Origin of the sequence: Mesorhizobium sp. B4-1-4 (assembly GCF_006439395.2) — a bacterium.
Classification (GTDB): Bacteria; Pseudomonadota; Alphaproteobacteria; order Rhizobiales; family Rhizobiaceae; genus Mesorhizobium.
This window is the reverse complement of record NZ_CP083950.1, coordinates 3,730,685-3,745,600: the sequence shown is the minus strand read 5'-3', so window position 1 is coordinate 3,745,600 and position 14,916 is coordinate 3,730,685. Positions and strand designations below refer to the sequence as shown.

Genomic DNA, 14,916 nt, shown 5'->3' with positions numbered 1-14,916 from the left:
TGCGTTGATGAGAAGCGCGCGGTCAGCGCGACGGGGCTTGTGCAGTCACTACGGGGCGCGTGACCGTGGTTTTGGGCTCATTGGGAAACAGAAACAGCGCCGCGGCAACGAGCGCGGCCGTCAGCGCGCTGCTCAGCAGGAAGTCGCGGCGGGCGAAATCCTTGAAAGATGTTATTCCGATCCGTTTGGTCATCATTGTCTCCGGCCGGCCGCCGCTTGGGTCGGCACCGTCGATTGCGTGTTCGGGTCCAAAACAAAGAAGCTGCCGGCCAGGCCTCGCGCGTCCGTACATCCGGGATCGCGTCGTGACCTGAGCGGCAGCTTTGCCTGTGGCGCCCGCCATTGGACGCCGATTACTTTGCCCAGAAGGGCTCGGCTACTTCAAAGCAGGAACCGTGCCAGTTTCTGTTGGGATGAAAAAACTCTGTAGAATCAATGACAATCGGTCACGGCTAACGTTTCTGCCGACGCGGTATGCAGTTCAAACATTGGTCAATGGCGCAATCAAGCGCACAATTTTTGTGCAATGCACAAGAATGCCACGGAAATGATCAGGGTTCAGCATGGGCAGATTTCTGGCGAGCGATGTAGTCTTCGATCTCGTCGGGATCGAAGATCTGGCCATCGAAGAAACCGTCGGGGCCGAGCACGAGGCTCGCCCCTGCCGAACCGACCGGCGTCGCGGCCTTCAGCGCGCCCTCGACCTTGGCGTTGGCGCCAGGCAGCGCCACGCCGAGCGGCTTCAGCGCCGCGCGGTAGAGGTCGGGCCGGTAGCAGTCGCGGGCAATGGCCAGGTTTTGCGGCGTATGCGCCAACTGCCCCCAGCGCACCATCTGCGTGTAAAACCACAGCGCATGGCTCTTCCAGGGAAAGTTCGCCGCCTTGTCGAAGGGCACGAAGAAGTCCTCGACACGCCGCTCGGCGCCGCCGCCCAACGGGAGATGGCCGGTCAGAACCGGCATCTGCACCGCCGGCGGCAGGCCGAGGAAGCCCGGCTGCGCCATCACAGCGGCCAATTCGCCATGGTTTGCCGGGTCCTGGCACCAGCGCGCCGCGTGATGCAGCGCGCGCAAAAGTGCGGCCAGTGCCTCGGGATTTTGCTCCGCCCAGGCCTTGCGCGCGCCAAGCACCTTTTCCGGGCTGTTACGCCATATCTGCGCCTTGACGGTGACGATATGGCCGGTGCCGGCGGCAACCGCGGCGCTGTTCCAGGGCTCACCGACGCAGTAGCCGTCAATGCGCCCAGTGGCCAACGCGTCGGCCATGAAAGGCGGTGGCACGATGACGATTTCGATCTCGCGCCGGGGATCGACGCCACAGGCGGCAAGCCAGTAGCGCAGTTCGTAATTATGTCCCGAATGCGGGTGCACGACGGCGAAGCGAAGCGGCTCGCGGCCAGCGGCCGCGCGCTCGCGGATAAAGGCGCCGAGTGCTGCTCCGGCGCGTGCCGGATCGAGATCCGATACGGCGCCATGCGCCGCCATGCCGGCCCAGACGGCGTTGGCAATGGTGACGCAATTGCCGCCAAGCCCCAGCGAGAAGGGCACTATGGTCTCGGAAGCGAGCGGGCTCAGTCCGAGATTGCAGGCGAGCGGCATCGGCCCCAGCATATGGGCGACATCGAAATGGCCGATGGCGATGCGGTCACGGATGTTGGCCCAGGAGGTCTCGCGATGCAGCGTCAGGTCTATGCCCTCGCGCGCGGCAAAGCCGAGCTCGCCGGCTGCCACCAGCACGGCGCTGTCGAAAAGCGGCATGAGGCCGGCGGTGATCTGGTACGCAGCGCTCATGCTCATTCGTCCTCCGCCGGTCCCAGCAGCCCTGCGGCTGTCACCAGGCTCTGGGCGATCTCGCTGATCTTGCGGTTCTGGTTCATCGCTGTCTTGCGAAGCAGCGTGTAGGCGGCCTCTTCCGTCAGGCCGCGCGACTTCATCAATATGCCCTTGGCGCGGTCGATCAGCTTGCGGTTTTCGAGTTCGCTGCGCGCTTCTTCCAGCTCGCGCGCCATGCGCGAGAAGGCGTTGAAGCGGCTCACCGCCATGTCGAGGATCGGCTTGACGCGCTCCTGCCTGAGGCCATCGACGACATAGGCCGATACGCCGGCCTCGACCGCCGCTTCGATCGAGGCCTGGTCGGAACGGTCGACGAACATGGCGATCGGCCGCTTCACCGCGCGCGACAGCTGGAACATGTTCTCCAGCATGTCACGGTTCGGGTTTTCGAGGTCGATGACGATGACATCCGGCTCGATCTCGGCGATGTGCCGCGCAATGCCGACGACATCATGGATGACGGTGACCCGCTCATGCCCGGCCTCGCGCAAGCCGGCCTCGATGATCGAGGCTCGGATGCGGTTTTCGTCGATGACCAGGACGGTGAGGGGGGATCGGACCATGCCTCAATATCGCCAAGCTGCGAAATTGTGCAATGCGGGATAGCGCGATGTCAGCAATGCGCCGAAGCGGTCTCTCGTTGTTGCCTTTCGAGAACGACGGCTCTTGGCGCTGCTTGCTCGTTCCGTGCGTGCTATTGAACGCGGGGACTCAACGCCTTGTACGACGGTCAGCCTCGCTGAGGGGCGGCGGCCGCTCTGGGTCAATTCACGTCGACGCTCCAAGGGTACATGAAGGTCCGCTTTCGACATTCCGAGCTTTGAAGCTGCAAGTCCGCTTCCGGCCCAAAGGCGACATCAGAACATCTGCTCTGCAAAGACCGCTTCGGGCGCATTTGCGACGTTCGTTGGCACCACAAGGTAGCAGGCTCGGCCCTGAAATCATTGAAGATTTTTCGGACAGGGCGCCACCAAAGGCTCATGTTTTTATTGTGGTTTCAAATAGCTTATAAGTAGGTTGGTAGCGGGAGAGGGACTTGAACCCCCGACCCCAGGATTATGATTCCCGTGCTCTAACCAACTGAGCTACCCCGCCAGGGCGGCAGAAGGCCTGAAATCCGCCTTCAATCTAAAGGCAGTTCGAGGCGTTCGCCAAGGTCGCGCGGATATAAGGTTGCGAGGGCGAGCCTGTCAAGCTTCGAAGCATTCTATATCGGCGCATATTCTCATTGCCGAAAAAGCTTTGCCGCGTGGCCATTTGGTTGCAACCGCCGGGGTTGAGTTCGAAGAGGCACGTCGCTATGTCTCGGCCACGAGTTTTTAGAGTTTGAAACAGATGAAGCCGCGCATTGCAGTCCTCGGTTGCGGATACTGGGGCAGCAACCACATCCGCACCCTCAAGGCGCTCGGCGCGCTGCATGCGGTTTCCGACGCCAACCGGGCCCGCGCCGAAGGCTTTGCCAGCGAACAGGACTGCCTGGCGATCCAGCCCGACCAGCTGTTCGTCCGCGACGATATCGACGCCATCGTCATGGCCTTGCCGCCGCAGTTCCATGCCGATCTTTCCGTGCGCGCCGTCGAGAGCGGCAAGGACGTGCTGGTGGAAAAGCCGATCGCCCTGACGGTGCCGGACGCCGAGCGCTCCGTGCAAGCGGCCAAGGACAATGGCCGCGTCTTCATGGTTGGCCATGTCCTGCGTTTCCACCCCGCCTTCGAGACGCTGAAGGGGCTGATCGACAAAGGCGAGCTCGGCGAGGTCCGCTACATCCATTCGCACCGGCTCGGCCTCGGCAAGTTCCATACCGAGAACGATGCGCTGTGGGACCTGGCGCCGCACGATCTGTCGATGATCCTGGCGATCACCGGCACGGAGCCGATCGAGGTGCGCGGCGAGGGCGCGGCGCTGCTCGATAGCCTCAGCGATTTCGCGCATCTGCACATGCGCTTTCCCAATGGCCTGCGCAGCCATCTTTTCACGTCGCGGCTCAACCCCTATCGCGAGCGGCGGCTGACCGTGGTCGGCACCAAGGCGATGGCGGTGTTCGACGATGTCGAGCCGTGGGAACGCAAGCTTGCCGTCTATCGCCACGCGGTCTGGCAGGACAGCGGCCAATGGGCGTTCACCACCAACGAGCCCTCCTATGTCGCGGTCGCGCAAGGCATGCCGCTGACGCGCGAGCTGGAGCATTTCATCCAGTGCATCGAGACGCGGGCCGAACCGCGCACCAGCGGCGAGGAAGCGATCAGGGTGCTGCGCATCCTGACGGCGGGCACGGTCACCCACACCAAGTCCAGATCCTGAGACCGTTTGGAAATTCTACCCTGGCGGCCAGAGCGGATTTCGCACGGCCTCTGAGAGGATAGAATCCTATTCGGCGGGAACCTGCGCAGGCTGCGCGGCAAGCCGGCTCAGCATGGCTTCGGCCTCTGCGCCGCGCTCGGAACGCTCGATGAAGCCGCCGCCGAAGACGCGGGCCTCGTTGCCGTCGTCGGAATAGAGCACGCAAGCCTGTCCGGGCGCGATGCCGGACTCGCCATCGGCCAGTTCGACCGAGGTCACGCCGGCCTCATGGCGCAGCACCGCGGGGCGTGGCGGCCTGGTCGAGCGCACCTTGGCGAACAGCTCGAGGCCGCCGGCCGGAATTTCGGCGAGCTGCCCGTCGCCAAGCCAGTTCATGTTGCGCAGGTAGATCTTGTGCGTCTCCAGCACTTCGCGCGGGCCGACCACGACACGCGCCCGTTCGGCGTCGAGATGGACGACATAGAGGGGCTCGCCGGACGCGATGCCGATGCCGCGGCGCTGGCCGATCGTGTAGCGCAGGATGCCTTCATGGCGGCCAAGCACGCGGCCGTCGATGTGGACGATGTCGCCCGGATTGGCGGCCGCCGGCTTCAGCTTGGCGATAATGTCGGAATATTTTCCCTGCGGCACGAAGCAGATGTCCTGGCTGTCCTGCTTGGCGGCCACCGTGAGCCCCATCTCCTCGGCAATGGCGCGGACCTGCGGCTTGGACAGGCCACCGAGCGGAAAGCGCAGATAGTCGATCTGCGCCTGCGTGGTGGCGAACAGGAAATAACTCTGGTCGCGGTCAGCATCGACCGGCCGGAACAGCGCACGGTGGGCGCCATTGGCGCCGGAGCGGATATAGTGGCCAGTGGCGAGCGCATCGGCGCCCAGCTCCTTGGCGGTGGCCAGGAGATCGGCGAACTTCACCGTCTGGTTGCAGGAGACGCAAGGGATGGGGGTTTCGCCGGCGACGTAGCTTTCGGCGAAGGGGTCGATGACGGCCTTGCGGAAGCGCTCCTCATAATCGAGCACGTAGTGGGGAATTCCCAGTGTCTCGGAGACGCGGCGGGCATCGTCGATGTCCTGCCCGGCGCAGCAGGAACCGGCCCGGTGCGTCGCAGCACCATGATCGTAAAGCTGCAGGGTGACGCCGACGACATCGTAGCCCTCGCGCTTCAGCAGGCCGGCGACCACGGACGAATCCACGCCGCCCGACATGGCGACGACGATGCGGGTGTTTTCGGGATGTCCGGGAAGATCGAGACTGTTCATGATGCTTTCATTCTGCGCGACGCCTGAATGTCAATGTCGAGAATATAGGTCAAGCTTTCCCACGGCGCCAGCTGCGGGGCGATTCACTGGACTGGCCAATGCCGGGAGCGGACAGGTTTCCCCAGCCGATTCAAGGCTTGCAGCCGGATGTTTCAAATGCTTGCGAAAAGACTAACGCCGCGTTCACGATCCTTACCTAGTCATTACGGACTGCTTAGGCAATTTTTAAAGCTGTGGCGGTAACGTGGCGGGGATTGGGTCTTTGATGTTTTTGTAGAGAGTACGATGACCGATCTGGTTAGACCTAGAGTTAAATATGTTATCGGGCCCGACGGCAGCCCACTTACGATCGCCGATCTGCCGCCGACGAACACGCGTCGCTGGGTTATCCGGCGCAAGGCGGAAGTGGTTGCGGCGGTGCGCGGCGGGCTTTTGAGCCTCGAAGAGGCATGCCAGCGTTACAAGCTGACCACCGAGGAATTCCTGTCCTGGCAGGCGTCGATCGACGAATACGGCCTCGCCGGGCTGCGCACCACGCGCATCCAGCAATACCGGCACTGACTGTAGAGAGTTTGGAAAAAGGGCGCGGACTCCGCGCTCTTTTGTTTTCCATCGCGATTCTTCATTCCTGGAAGCGCGCCTTCTGGCGGTCAGACCGCCAGCACCACCTTGCCAATCGGCTTGGTGGCCAGGAAAGCGTGGGCGGCACCGGCCTGCTCAAGCGGAAAGCGCTTCGCCACATGGACGGTGAGCTTTCCGGCATCGATCAACCGGCCGAGTTCCAGGAGGGCTTCGCGGTCGGGCACGACCGACATGCGCTCGACCCGGATGCCCTCAGCGCTGGCCTTCGCCTTCGCGGCATCGCTGACATTGAGCAGCGACACCAGCACGCCGCCGCGCCTGAGCACTTTCAACGAGCGCTCGGTCTGGTCACCGCCCACCGTCTCCAGCACCAGGTCGACGTCACGAACTTTCTCAGTGAAATCACCGCTGGTGTAGTCGATCACCTCGTCGGCGCCGAGCTTGCGGACAAAGTCGAGCTTGTCAGGGCTGGCCGTCGAGGCGACCCAGGCGCCGCGCGCCTTGGCGATCTGCACCGCCAGATGGCCGACGCCGCCGGCACCCGCATGCACCAGCACGCGCTGGCCGGATTTCAGCCCACCATGGCGGACAAGGCCTTGCCAGGCGGTGAGGCCGGCCAGCGGCAATGCGCCGGCCTGGGGGTGGTCGGCGCTCTTCGGCTTCAACGCTATCTCATTGGCGGGCACGGCCGCCAGCTCGGCATAAGCCGCCGCCTGCTTGGGGAAGCGCGGCATGCCGAACACCTCGTGGCCGACCTTAAGGCCGATGACACCAGGCCCCAGTGTCTCGACCGTTCCGGAAATATCCCAGCCGAGGATGAAGGGCGGTTCGCCAAGCAGCTTATAACGGCCGGCGCGCACGGCGCCATCGACCGGATTGATGCCGGCTGCCCGGACGCGGACCAGCACTTCGCCCGCCTTCGGCGTCGGATCTGGCTGATCGGCAATGACGAGCACGTCGGGTCCGCCAACGGAATTCTGGATAACGGCACGCATGGGATGTCTCCTGCTGGTATGGTGCCACTATCATTTGGAAAGTAATGTTCTGTTGTCCAGTATGCACCTTTTCGATATATAGGCACCTCATGGATAGTGACCTTGACACCCCCTTCGGCTATGACGCGTTCCGGCGGACTTGTCCTTCGCACACCGTGCTCGAAATGCTGGCCAGCAAATGGGTGTATCTGGTGGTCTGCGCGCTGCGCAAAGGCCGTCACCGTAATGGCGAGCTTGCCCGCAAGCTCGAAGGCATTACGCCCAAGATGCTGACGCAGACGCTGCGCGTGCTGGAGCGTGACGGCCTTGTGCGGCGCGAGGTTTTTGCCGTCATTCCGCCGCGCGTCGAATATGAATTGACCGAGCTTGGCCAGAACCTGGCGGGGCTGCTCACCCAGATCAGGTCATGGGCCGAACAGCACACGCCGGACATCAAGGATGCCCGTGCAAAGGCGATTGCCGCGAATGAAGGGGAATGGGCCGCTTAGATCGGAAATCTTCCGCGGCAATTCGGCCGGAGCCGGTTCGAAGTCGCCGCTCGAGAACCGCGCGGAGCCGCGCGCCGGCGGGCGCGCTCGACGATATGGTCGGCCGGTTCAGCCGATCATCGCGCTGCGGCCGCCGGTTTCGGCGTCGCGGATCTTGGTGTCGCGCGATTCCAGCATTTCAGCCTTGGAAAGCTCCGCTTCAGCTTCGCCGAGTAATGATTCGGCAGTGCTTCGCTGTTGGGCGAGGTCGCTCTGCGAGTTTCTGAGGTTGTCGCGGCGCAAGCGCGCCGCCTTGGCGAAGGTCGGATAGGCGAAATGATTGATGTCGGTGATGCCGGCTTTCTTTTCCTCGGCGGTGATCTGAAGCTCCAGTTCGACAGCCATGCGCTCGAACTCGGCGATCATCATGTCGAGTTGCAGCAGCTGCCGCCGCTTCTCATTCACCTGAAACTGTTTCAGCCGAACGAGGTTTTCACGTGACTTCATGATTCGGTACTCCCGGAAACGCACACCCGCACATATCGTCCAAACCACTTGGAAAGGCCCAAGCTCTGCCCGTGTCCACCGGCTTTCCCCGCACTATGGGAAACAAAACCCTAAAGTTTTTTGCCGACGGTAACCATTCGTTTACGGGCATTGTTAATCATACGGGTCAGGGCTTAAGGCCGGGTAAAAATTCCGGCCGCCGAAGCGAAGGCGCGTCGATGAGTCCCTGGAGTCGCTTAGTCCAGGTTGTTAATGTGTTGCATTAGGAATTTGGGTCCGTGATTCATTATTGGATTCAAGAGGGTGTAGCAAGAGGTTAAAAAATCTGATACCGTCATGGACGAGAAATTAGGTTTTGTTAACCATTCGATGGCAGCCTCTGTAAAGGCAACCACTGCTCCGGGTTCAGGACGGGTCGTGAAATGGTCCGGCGGCAGAAAAGGGGAATGAAATGCGTGTTCTGCTGATAGAAGATGACAGTGCAACCGCACAAAGCATCGAGCTGATGCTGAAATCGGAAAGTTTCAACGTCTATACGACCGACCTCGGTGAAGAGGGCGTCGATCTGGGCAAGCTCTACGACTATGACATCATCCTTCTCGACCTCAACCTGCCCGATATGTCCGGCTACGAGGTCTTGAGAACGCTCCGCCTCTCCAAGGTGAAGACGCCCATCCTCATCCTTTCCGGCATGGCCGGCATCGAGGACAAGGTGCGCGGCCTCGGTTTCGGCGCCGACGACTATATGACCAAGCCGTTCCATAAGGACGAGCTGGTGGCGCGCATCCACGCCATCGTGCGGCGCTCCAAAGGTCACGCCCAGTCGGTCATCACCACCGGCGACCTGGTGGTCAACCTTGACGCCAAGACCGTCGAAGTCGGCGGCCAGCGCGTGCACCTCACCGGCAAGGAATACCAGATGCTGGAGCTGCTCTCGCTGCGCAAGGGCACCACGCTCACCAAGGAAATGTTCCTCAACCACCTCTATGGCGGCATGGACGAGCCGGAACTGAAGATCATCGACGTCTTCATCTGCAAGCTGCGCAAGAAGCTCGATGCCGCGTCCGGTGGCCAGAACTACATCGAGACGGTCTGGGGCCGCGGCTATGTGCTGCGCGAGCCCGAAGACATCCGCGTCAGCGCCTGAGCGGCGAGCGCCGTCCGAATATCCAATTCGACAAAAAACCCGGCTCCGGCCGGGTTTTTTGCGTCCTTAGCCGGTGATAGGTGGGATCGGCACTAAGGGTGGGCTGCTGCCGTATCAGGCGGCGATCTTCAGCGTGCGGAAGCGCTCGAGCAGCTGCGGGCGATTGAAGGGCTTCAGCAGATAGCCCTGGGCGCCGGCGCGCTTGGCCCGCATGATCGACGCGATATCGAGCTCGACCAGCGAGATCAGGATCTGCGGCTTTATCGGGCTTTCCATGGCGCGCACGCGGCGGATGAGGTCAACCGCCTGCACATCCGGCAGGGCGCCGTCGACGACGATGATGTCGGGCATGTCGGCGGCGCACATCTCCAGCGCGTCAAGCCCGCTGGCTGCCTCGATGACCACCATGTCGGAACCGCCCAGGATGCGTTTTGCAACTTTCCTGATGACGCTTGAATCGTCGACGAACATGCAGCGTTTCATTTTCCGGGTCCTCTTTGCCCTGGGGCAATCCGGTCGTGTCGGGGCACCTGGCGTGCACCCTAGACCGATCCGGTAAAGAAGCCGAAAAGCCTTTGGGTAAAATTTTTGCAAAGATGCCATCCGGCTGGCTTTTCTTTGCGGATGCTTGGATGCTGCCCCTTAGGAAAAGCTTAACGCTTCCGGTCGAGCTGTCACGGCAATATTTCGCGGCTGAAATACTTTGCGCTCCCGTCAAACCGGCCGGGTACTCAGGCTACCGAAAGCACGATTTCTTCCGCCGTCGCATGGATCGATATCGTCATGCCGGCCTCACGAGCCAGAAGCAGCGTGTAATAGGGCTGCACCGAATGCGCATCGATCGGCTCTTCCGGCTTGTGCCCGGAATGCAATTCGAGGAATTTGGGCGGCACGCGCAGCATCGGCCCGCTTGCCGAAAGGGAAAAGCGCGGCTCGGTTTCGAGATTCTCGAGGGTCACGACCAGCTTGCCGCCGCGCGGAATGGCGGCATTGGCAACCAGAATCAGGTTGAGCAGAAGCTTGACCTTGTTCTTGGGCAGCAGCGCGCGGGTCCCTTTCCAGGTCAGCTCCGGCTTTTCATTCTTGAGGAAAGCAATGGCAACCGCTTCGGCGTCGCCGGTGTCGATCAGCATTCCAGCAGAACCGGCCGCGCCGAAGGCGATGCGGGCGAACTGCAGGCGGGCCGAGGCATTCCTGGCGCTCTGGCGGATGAGCCGCATGGCGTCTTCGTCGGCGCCGCCTTCGTCGAGCAGTTCAAGCCCGTTGTTGATCGCGCCGACCGGCGAGATGATGTCGTGGCAGACGCGGCTGCACAGAAGCGCCGCCAGGTCAGGGGCGGAAAGGGTGAACAGATCGGCCATCGGTGAAAATCCCTGCAAAATTCCACAATTCGTGGCCGAGCGATCGATTGTCGCGCCTGCCCACACGAATCACGCTCCAACCCGAGGCTTTCTGAATACACAGCACTCGTATGTACAGCAACAAATCCAAAATTGTCGTCGGGCCAAATGGCGTGTTCGCGCCGGCTGCCAGCGCCGGGCGCGCCTCAAAGTCAGCCTTCGAACCGCCATCTTCCTGTGGGAGTTAATGGTTGAAAAAGAATTACGGCATAGTTTGCTCCTAACAGTCATCCTTAACGGCCGCCTAAAGAGCCGGACCGGGTGCGAGGCGTCGGCGAAAGTGCTCCATGACGGAGATTGGAAGCATGTTTTCCCGATTCTATGACCGGAGTTTCCTCCGCGTCCTTACAATGGCGGTCACGCTCATGGGCGTTCTCGTCTTCTCGACTTCAGCCCTGCGAGCCCAGGAATACACCGCTCAGGAGATTATCGATTCCGGCCACAAGTTCTTCGGCGCGACATCGGGCGGGCTCGCCACGGTCATCGAGAAAATCTTCGCTTCTTACGGGCTGCCCAATGGCTATCTGCTTGGTGAGGAAGGGTCGGGCGCTCTGATCGGCGGCCTGACCTATGGCGAAGGCACGCTCTACACCAAGAATGCCGGCGATCACAAAGTGTTCTGGCAGGGCCCGTCGTTGGGCTGGGATTTCGGCGGCGAGGGGTCCCGGGTGATGATGCTGGTCTACAATCTCGACGATGTCGGCAACCTCTACAACCGCTATGGCGGTGTGGCCGGTTCGGCCTATGTGGTGGCGGGTATCGGCTTCAACGTGCTGAAAAACAACAATGTGCTTCTGGTGCCGATCCGCACCGGTGTCGGCGCCAGGCTCGGCGTCAATCTCGGCTACCTGAAGCTGACCGAGCGGGCGACCTGGAACCCCTTCTGATCCCAACTCGTCGTGATCGCAAAGCCGGCTTTTCGATGGGATTTGTAGGCCCGTGCCCAATGCGCTGTGGCAAGACCTTGCCGCAGCGCCGGATTTCCGCCATGCCAGTATGATGCGGTCCAGTTCAGGCGGTTGCCGCCAATAGCGGGTGATCCTTTGGTTCAGTCAGTCCTGTTCTTCGCCCTCGGCTTTCTCTGTGCCGGCTTTCTGGCGCTGATCGTGGCTCCGGCCGTCTGGCGGCGCGCCGTCACGCTGACCCGCAGGCGCATCGAAGCCTCGATCCCGTTGACGAAATCCGAGATCCAGGCCGACAAGGACCGGATCCGCGCCGAGTATGCCATGACCACGCGCCGCCTCGAAATGAACGTCAAGGCGCTACGCGAGAAGGCGGCCGAACAACTCGTCGAGATCAATCGCGGCCGCGAGGCGTTGAAGGGGCTGGCGGTCGAGCGCACGAACAAGAATCAGGCGCTCGCCGAACTCGGCGCCAAGAACGAGGCGCTGCGCCAGCGCGAGGAGGAATTGCATCAGCTTTCGGAGCGGCTCAAGGAGACCGAACGCAAGCTGGAGAAGCGGGCGCTCGAGTTCGAAAAGCTGGAGCTCATGTATGATGACGCCAGCTTCTCCTCCAGCAGCCGCCAGATCGAACTCGTGGCGCGCGAATCCGAGTTGCAGAAGCTCGCCAGCGACATTGCGCTGCTGCGCGGCCAGCGCAAGGAAGCAGACCGGCGCCATCAGGAGATCGCGGCTGAAAGCAAGGCTGTGCGCGATGCCCTGAAGGCCGAGAAGAAGAGGGCGGCGGAACTCGACAAGAAGGTTGAACGGCTGCTCGCGACACTCGCCGATCGCGAAGACAAGCTCGATCGCCGCGAAAAGGAATTGGCCCGGCTGCGTGAAAAAACGAAGACCGAGGACGGCGCGCCGGCCTTGCGGCTGGTCGGCAAGCCGGATGAAGCGGACCGGCATGACGAGGCCAGCAGGCGCGACGACGTGGACCGGGCGATCGCCAAGCTCGACAGTGATCGCGAACGGCTGGAGGCCAGGCTGACGGCGCTGGCGCGTGAGAACAAGCGGCTGAAGGCGGATCTCGCTGCCACGGCATCGTCAGGGTCGACGAATGGCAGCGCCGCGCTGCGCGAGCAGATGAACGAGCTGGCGGCCGAAGTCGTCCACCTGACGGCGAAGCTCGAAGGACCTGACTCGCCGATCGCCAAGGCGCTGGCAGCGCCGACGGACAGCCGGTCCGATAGCGGCGACCGCAGCCTCGCCGACCGTGTGCGGGCCTTGCAGAAAGCGGCCGCGAACTGAGGCGGTAGTGCGGCTATCGGCGTTGTGGCCTGCCTAACGACGCGAGAAATGATGCAGCGCAATAGCTGAGGCCGCCGCGACATTCAGGCTGTCGAAGCCTTCCGACATGGTGATCCGCACGGTCCGCAGGCGCTCAAGCAGGCTTTCGGGCAGGCCTTCGCCCTCGGTGCCGAGATAAAGCGCCAGGCGTGCGGCTGGCCTTGCATCGCGTATATCGGTCTTTCCGCGGGGCGAGAGCGCGAATTGTTCAAAGCCCCGTTCGGCGAGCGTCGCCGTGAACCCCGCCGTGTCGGTGAAGGAGGCGAATGGGATCTTGAGCGCGGCGCCGACCGAAACGCGGATCGCCTTGCGATAAAGCGGATCGCAGCATGTCGCATCCATCAATACCGCATCGGCGCCGAAAGCGGCGGCGTTGCGGAAGATCGAGCCCATATTGTCGTGATTGGCAATGCCGACGAGCACCACGACCAGGGCTTGAGCCGGCAAGGCGTCCAGCAATATCCCGGCCGGCTGCGGCGTTCCCTTGCGGCCGATGGCCAGGATGCCGCGATGCATGTGAAAGCCGGCGATCACGTCCATGACCGCGCCGGCGACGACGTAGACCGGCAGGTCCGAAGGCGCCTTGTGCAATATGTCCTTCAGGCCGCCGAACCGGTTTTCCAGAACCAGCACGGATTCCGCCCCGAAGCGACCGGACGACAAAAGCAGGTCGAGCACCACCTTGCCTTCGGCGACGAAACGGCCTTGCCGGCCCGCGAGATCGCGTTCGCGGATATCGAGATAGGCTGTGACGCGTGGATCCCGTGGATCGTCGATGCGGATTGGGTCCAAAGATGTCCTCTGCTCAAAGATCGAGAGCGCGGTTGGTGCGTCGGGAAAGACGCACCAACCGCGCTCCGGAAATCGTCAGCGAGGTAAAAGGCCGCGGCAGCGTCCGGTCAAGTGCCGGCGCGGCGCAATCTCTGCGCCATCTGGGACAAGTCCTCCTTGCCGCTGCCGAAAATACCGTCCAGCATGACAAGCAGTTCGCGCACCGCATCGGATTTGCAGGAATAGTAGATCATCTGACGGTCGCGGCGGGTGTCCACGAGGTCGAGAGCCCGCAACTTGGCCAGATGCTGCGAGAGCGCGGATTGGCTGAGCATCACCTTTTCGGCGATAGCGCCGACCGACATCTCACCGTCGATCAGATAGCTCATGATCAACAGCCGTTTTTCGTTGCCCATCAGCATAAGAAATTCGGCCGCCGATTCGGCGTTGGCGATTAGCTTTGTCGAGACCATGAATGCCCCATGCTGTTTGCTCATCGAGGCACCATGGGGGCAATGGTGCCTGAATCCATAAATTCACTCGCGAAAGGCCGCCGACGAGTCAGCGCCATAGCTAAAGCCTAGAACATTTCTTTCAAATCTCAAGCGTTGCTTTCGATCAAATGCAATTTAAATCTCGCTCTGTGGCCGTGCTGCCGCCCTGCCGCTCCTGGCCATATCGACCAGAACGGGCCGCAATTCCCGTGCCGCCGCCAAAGGTTGCGGGAAGAATACCCGGCAAACATTGTCCCCGGACACCAGATCCATGCCATCGGCGTCCAAACCGGCGATGGTCCAGCCGTCACCGGTTGCCCCGGCAAAATGATGTGCATAAACGGCGACCGCGTCGAGATGATCGGCATTCATGTGCTCGACGGCGGGTTGTTCACTCGCCGCAAGCTCTTCGACGATCGATCCGCCGGTGACAAGATCGGGCCGATCGAGCAGATAGGCCTTGCCGAAGCCGCCGTTGAGGCTGGCGCGTTGCGGCTCAAGGCGAAAGATAGAGAAGTCGCCAAGTCCGGCATAGAGCCTCGCCTTGGGATTGCGGTTGAGATAGCGGCGCTCGGCTCGAGCGTGCGCGTCCGACCCACGCTCGAGCCGTGACGCCTGGCAGATCAGCGCCAGGCGCGGATGTGCCAGCGGGTCGCCCTTGCCAGGCTCGCCGAGCAGCAGGGAACAGCGCGGATCGGCAAGCAAAGCAGGCGTATGCGCCGACAGCATCGACACCAGGATCAGCGGCGCGCCGTCAATGTCGGTGGCCACGCCGACCCGGCTCGCCAGCGGCGATCCGGTTTGCGGCTCCAGCACGGCCAATGCGCCGAAGCGGGCAGTGCGCAGAAGTGTCTTCGCCAACCGGATCGCCTCGGCGTCGGTCTCGCGGATCACGTCCTTCTTTTTGTCGTCCACGTCCTCCCCCTGCT

The 14,916-nt window shown here is 62.2% G+C and carries 17 protein-coding genes and 1 tRNA gene; 6 read left to right on the top strand and 12 right to left on the bottom strand.

Annotated elements, in window-relative coordinates:
* Positions 1-22: 22 nt before the first annotated feature.
* The 4 genes from FJW03_RS17940 to FJW03_RS17925 all read right to left on the bottom strand — a co-directional run bounded on the left by FJW03_RS17940 (position 23) and on the right by FJW03_RS17925 (position 2,927).
* Positions 23-193, bottom strand: a complete 171-nt coding sequence (locus FJW03_RS17940) for a hypothetical protein (protein WP_181165486.1) — start codon at positions 191-193, stop codon at positions 23-25.
* Between the two features lie 358 nt (positions 194-551).
* Complete coding sequence (locus FJW03_RS17935) at positions 552-1,790, bottom strand: CmpA/NrtA family ABC transporter substrate-binding protein (protein WP_181173100.1); 1,239 nt, start codon at positions 1,788-1,790, stop codon at positions 552-554.
* 2 nt (positions 1,791-1,792) lie between these two features.
* A complete protein-coding gene (locus FJW03_RS17930) occupies positions 1,793-2,395 on the bottom strand; it encodes an ANTAR domain-containing response regulator (RefSeq protein WP_140690119.1) in 603 nt (200 codons plus the stop codon).
* Between the two features lie 455 nt (positions 2,396-2,850).
* Positions 2,851-2,927 (bottom strand) — tRNA-Met (locus FJW03_RS17925).
* A gap of 240 nt (positions 2,928-3,167) precedes the next feature.
* Between FJW03_RS17925 and FJW03_RS17920 the strand changes: the two genes are divergently transcribed.
* Positions 3,168-4,133: a Gfo/Idh/MocA family protein gene (locus tag FJW03_RS17920; RefSeq protein WP_140607095.1), complete on the top strand. Its 966-nt coding sequence runs from the start codon at positions 3,168-3,170 to the stop codon at positions 4,131-4,133.
* Positions 4,134-4,199: 66 nt separating this feature from the next.
* On the opposite strand, the gene mnmA is transcribed toward FJW03_RS17920, so the two are convergent.
* Positions 4,200-5,390: a tRNA 2-thiouridine(34) synthase MnmA gene (gene mnmA, locus FJW03_RS17915; protein ID WP_140759758.1), complete on the bottom strand. Its 1,191-nt coding sequence runs from the start codon at positions 5,388-5,390 to the stop codon at positions 4,200-4,202.
* Between the two features lie 285 nt (positions 5,391-5,675).
* Here mnmA and FJW03_RS17910 point away from each other — a divergent pair, with 285 nt between their 5' ends.
* Positions 5,676-5,951: a DUF1153 domain-containing protein gene (locus FJW03_RS17910; RefSeq protein WP_006203587.1), complete on the top strand. Its 276-nt coding sequence runs from the start codon at positions 5,676-5,678 to the stop codon at positions 5,949-5,951.
* Between the two features lie 89 nt (positions 5,952-6,040).
* On the opposite strand, the gene FJW03_RS17905 is transcribed toward FJW03_RS17910, so the two are convergent.
* The gene (locus tag FJW03_RS17905) at positions 6,041-6,967 is read right to left on the bottom strand and encodes an NADP-dependent oxidoreductase (protein ID WP_140759761.1); all 927 of its coding nucleotides are present in this window, start codon (positions 6,965-6,967) and stop codon (positions 6,041-6,043) included.
* Between the two features lie 89 nt (positions 6,968-7,056).
* Here FJW03_RS17905 and FJW03_RS17900 point away from each other — a divergent pair, with 89 nt between their 5' ends.
* Positions 7,057-7,455, top strand: coding sequence for a winged helix-turn-helix transcriptional regulator (locus FJW03_RS17900; RefSeq protein ID WP_140607092.1), 399 nt, complete (start codon positions 7,057-7,059; stop codon positions 7,453-7,455).
* Between the two features lie 108 nt (positions 7,456-7,563).
* Here the strand turns inward: FJW03_RS17900 and FJW03_RS17895 are convergent, their stop codons facing one another.
* Complete coding sequence (locus FJW03_RS17895) at positions 7,564-7,941, bottom strand: flagellar export protein FliJ (RefSeq protein WP_140607091.1); 378 nt, start codon at positions 7,939-7,941, stop codon at positions 7,564-7,566.
* A gap of 451 nt (positions 7,942-8,392) precedes the next feature.
* On the opposite strand from FJW03_RS17895, the gene ctrA reads away from it, so the two are divergent.
* Positions 8,393-9,088, top strand: coding sequence for a response regulator transcription factor CtrA (ctrA, locus tag FJW03_RS17890; RefSeq protein WP_006203583.1), 696 nt, complete (start codon positions 8,393-8,395; stop codon positions 9,086-9,088).
* Positions 9,089-9,202: 114 nt separating this feature from the next.
* Here ctrA and FJW03_RS17885 read toward each other — a convergent pair whose 3' ends face one another.
* Together FJW03_RS17885 and chpT are read right to left on the bottom strand one after the other, a co-directional pair.
* Positions 9,203-9,571 (bottom strand): response regulator, encoded by a 369-nt coding sequence (locus FJW03_RS17885; protein ID WP_140607090.1) that lies wholly within the window; start codon positions 9,569-9,571, stop codon positions 9,203-9,205.
* A gap of 248 nt (positions 9,572-9,819) precedes the next feature.
* Positions 9,820-10,449 carry a histidine phosphotransferase ChpT gene (gene chpT, locus FJW03_RS17880; RefSeq protein WP_140607089.1) on the bottom strand — a complete coding sequence of 210 codons (630 nt, stop codon included), beginning with the start codon at positions 10,447-10,449 and terminating at the stop codon, positions 9,820-9,822.
* A 389-nt stretch (positions 10,450-10,838) separates the two neighbouring features.
* Between chpT and FJW03_RS17875 the strand changes: the two genes are divergently transcribed.
* Both FJW03_RS17875 and FJW03_RS17870 read left to right on the top strand, forming a co-directional pair.
* Complete coding sequence (locus FJW03_RS17875) at positions 10,839-11,375, top strand: DUF1134 domain-containing protein (protein ID WP_226890392.1); 537 nt, start codon at positions 10,839-10,841, stop codon at positions 11,373-11,375.
* A 156-nt stretch (positions 11,376-11,531) separates the two neighbouring features.
* On the top strand, positions 11,532-12,683 hold the full coding sequence (locus FJW03_RS17870; RefSeq protein ID WP_140759764.1) for a hypothetical protein: 1,152 nt from the start codon (positions 11,532-11,534) through the stop codon (positions 12,681-12,683).
* 33 nt (positions 12,684-12,716) lie between these two features.
* Here FJW03_RS17870 and FJW03_RS17865 read toward each other — a convergent pair whose 3' ends face one another.
* The 3 genes from FJW03_RS17865 to FJW03_RS17855 all read right to left on the bottom strand — a co-directional run bounded on the left by FJW03_RS17865 (position 12,717) and on the right by FJW03_RS17855 (position 14,902).
* A complete protein-coding gene (locus FJW03_RS17865; protein WP_140759767.1) occupies positions 12,717-13,514 on the bottom strand; it encodes a TrmH family RNA methyltransferase in 798 nt (265 codons plus the stop codon).
* 107 nt (positions 13,515-13,621) lie between these two features.
* Positions 13,622-13,966: an ArsR/SmtB family transcription factor gene (locus tag FJW03_RS17860; protein WP_140610792.1), complete on the bottom strand. Its 345-nt coding sequence runs from the start codon at positions 13,964-13,966 to the stop codon at positions 13,622-13,624.
* A 156-nt stretch (positions 13,967-14,122) separates the two neighbouring features.
* Positions 14,123-14,902 (bottom strand): HugZ family protein, encoded by a 780-nt coding sequence (locus tag FJW03_RS17855; protein WP_140759770.1) that lies wholly within the window; start codon positions 14,900-14,902, stop codon positions 14,123-14,125.
* Positions 14,903-14,916 lie beyond the last annotated feature (14 nt).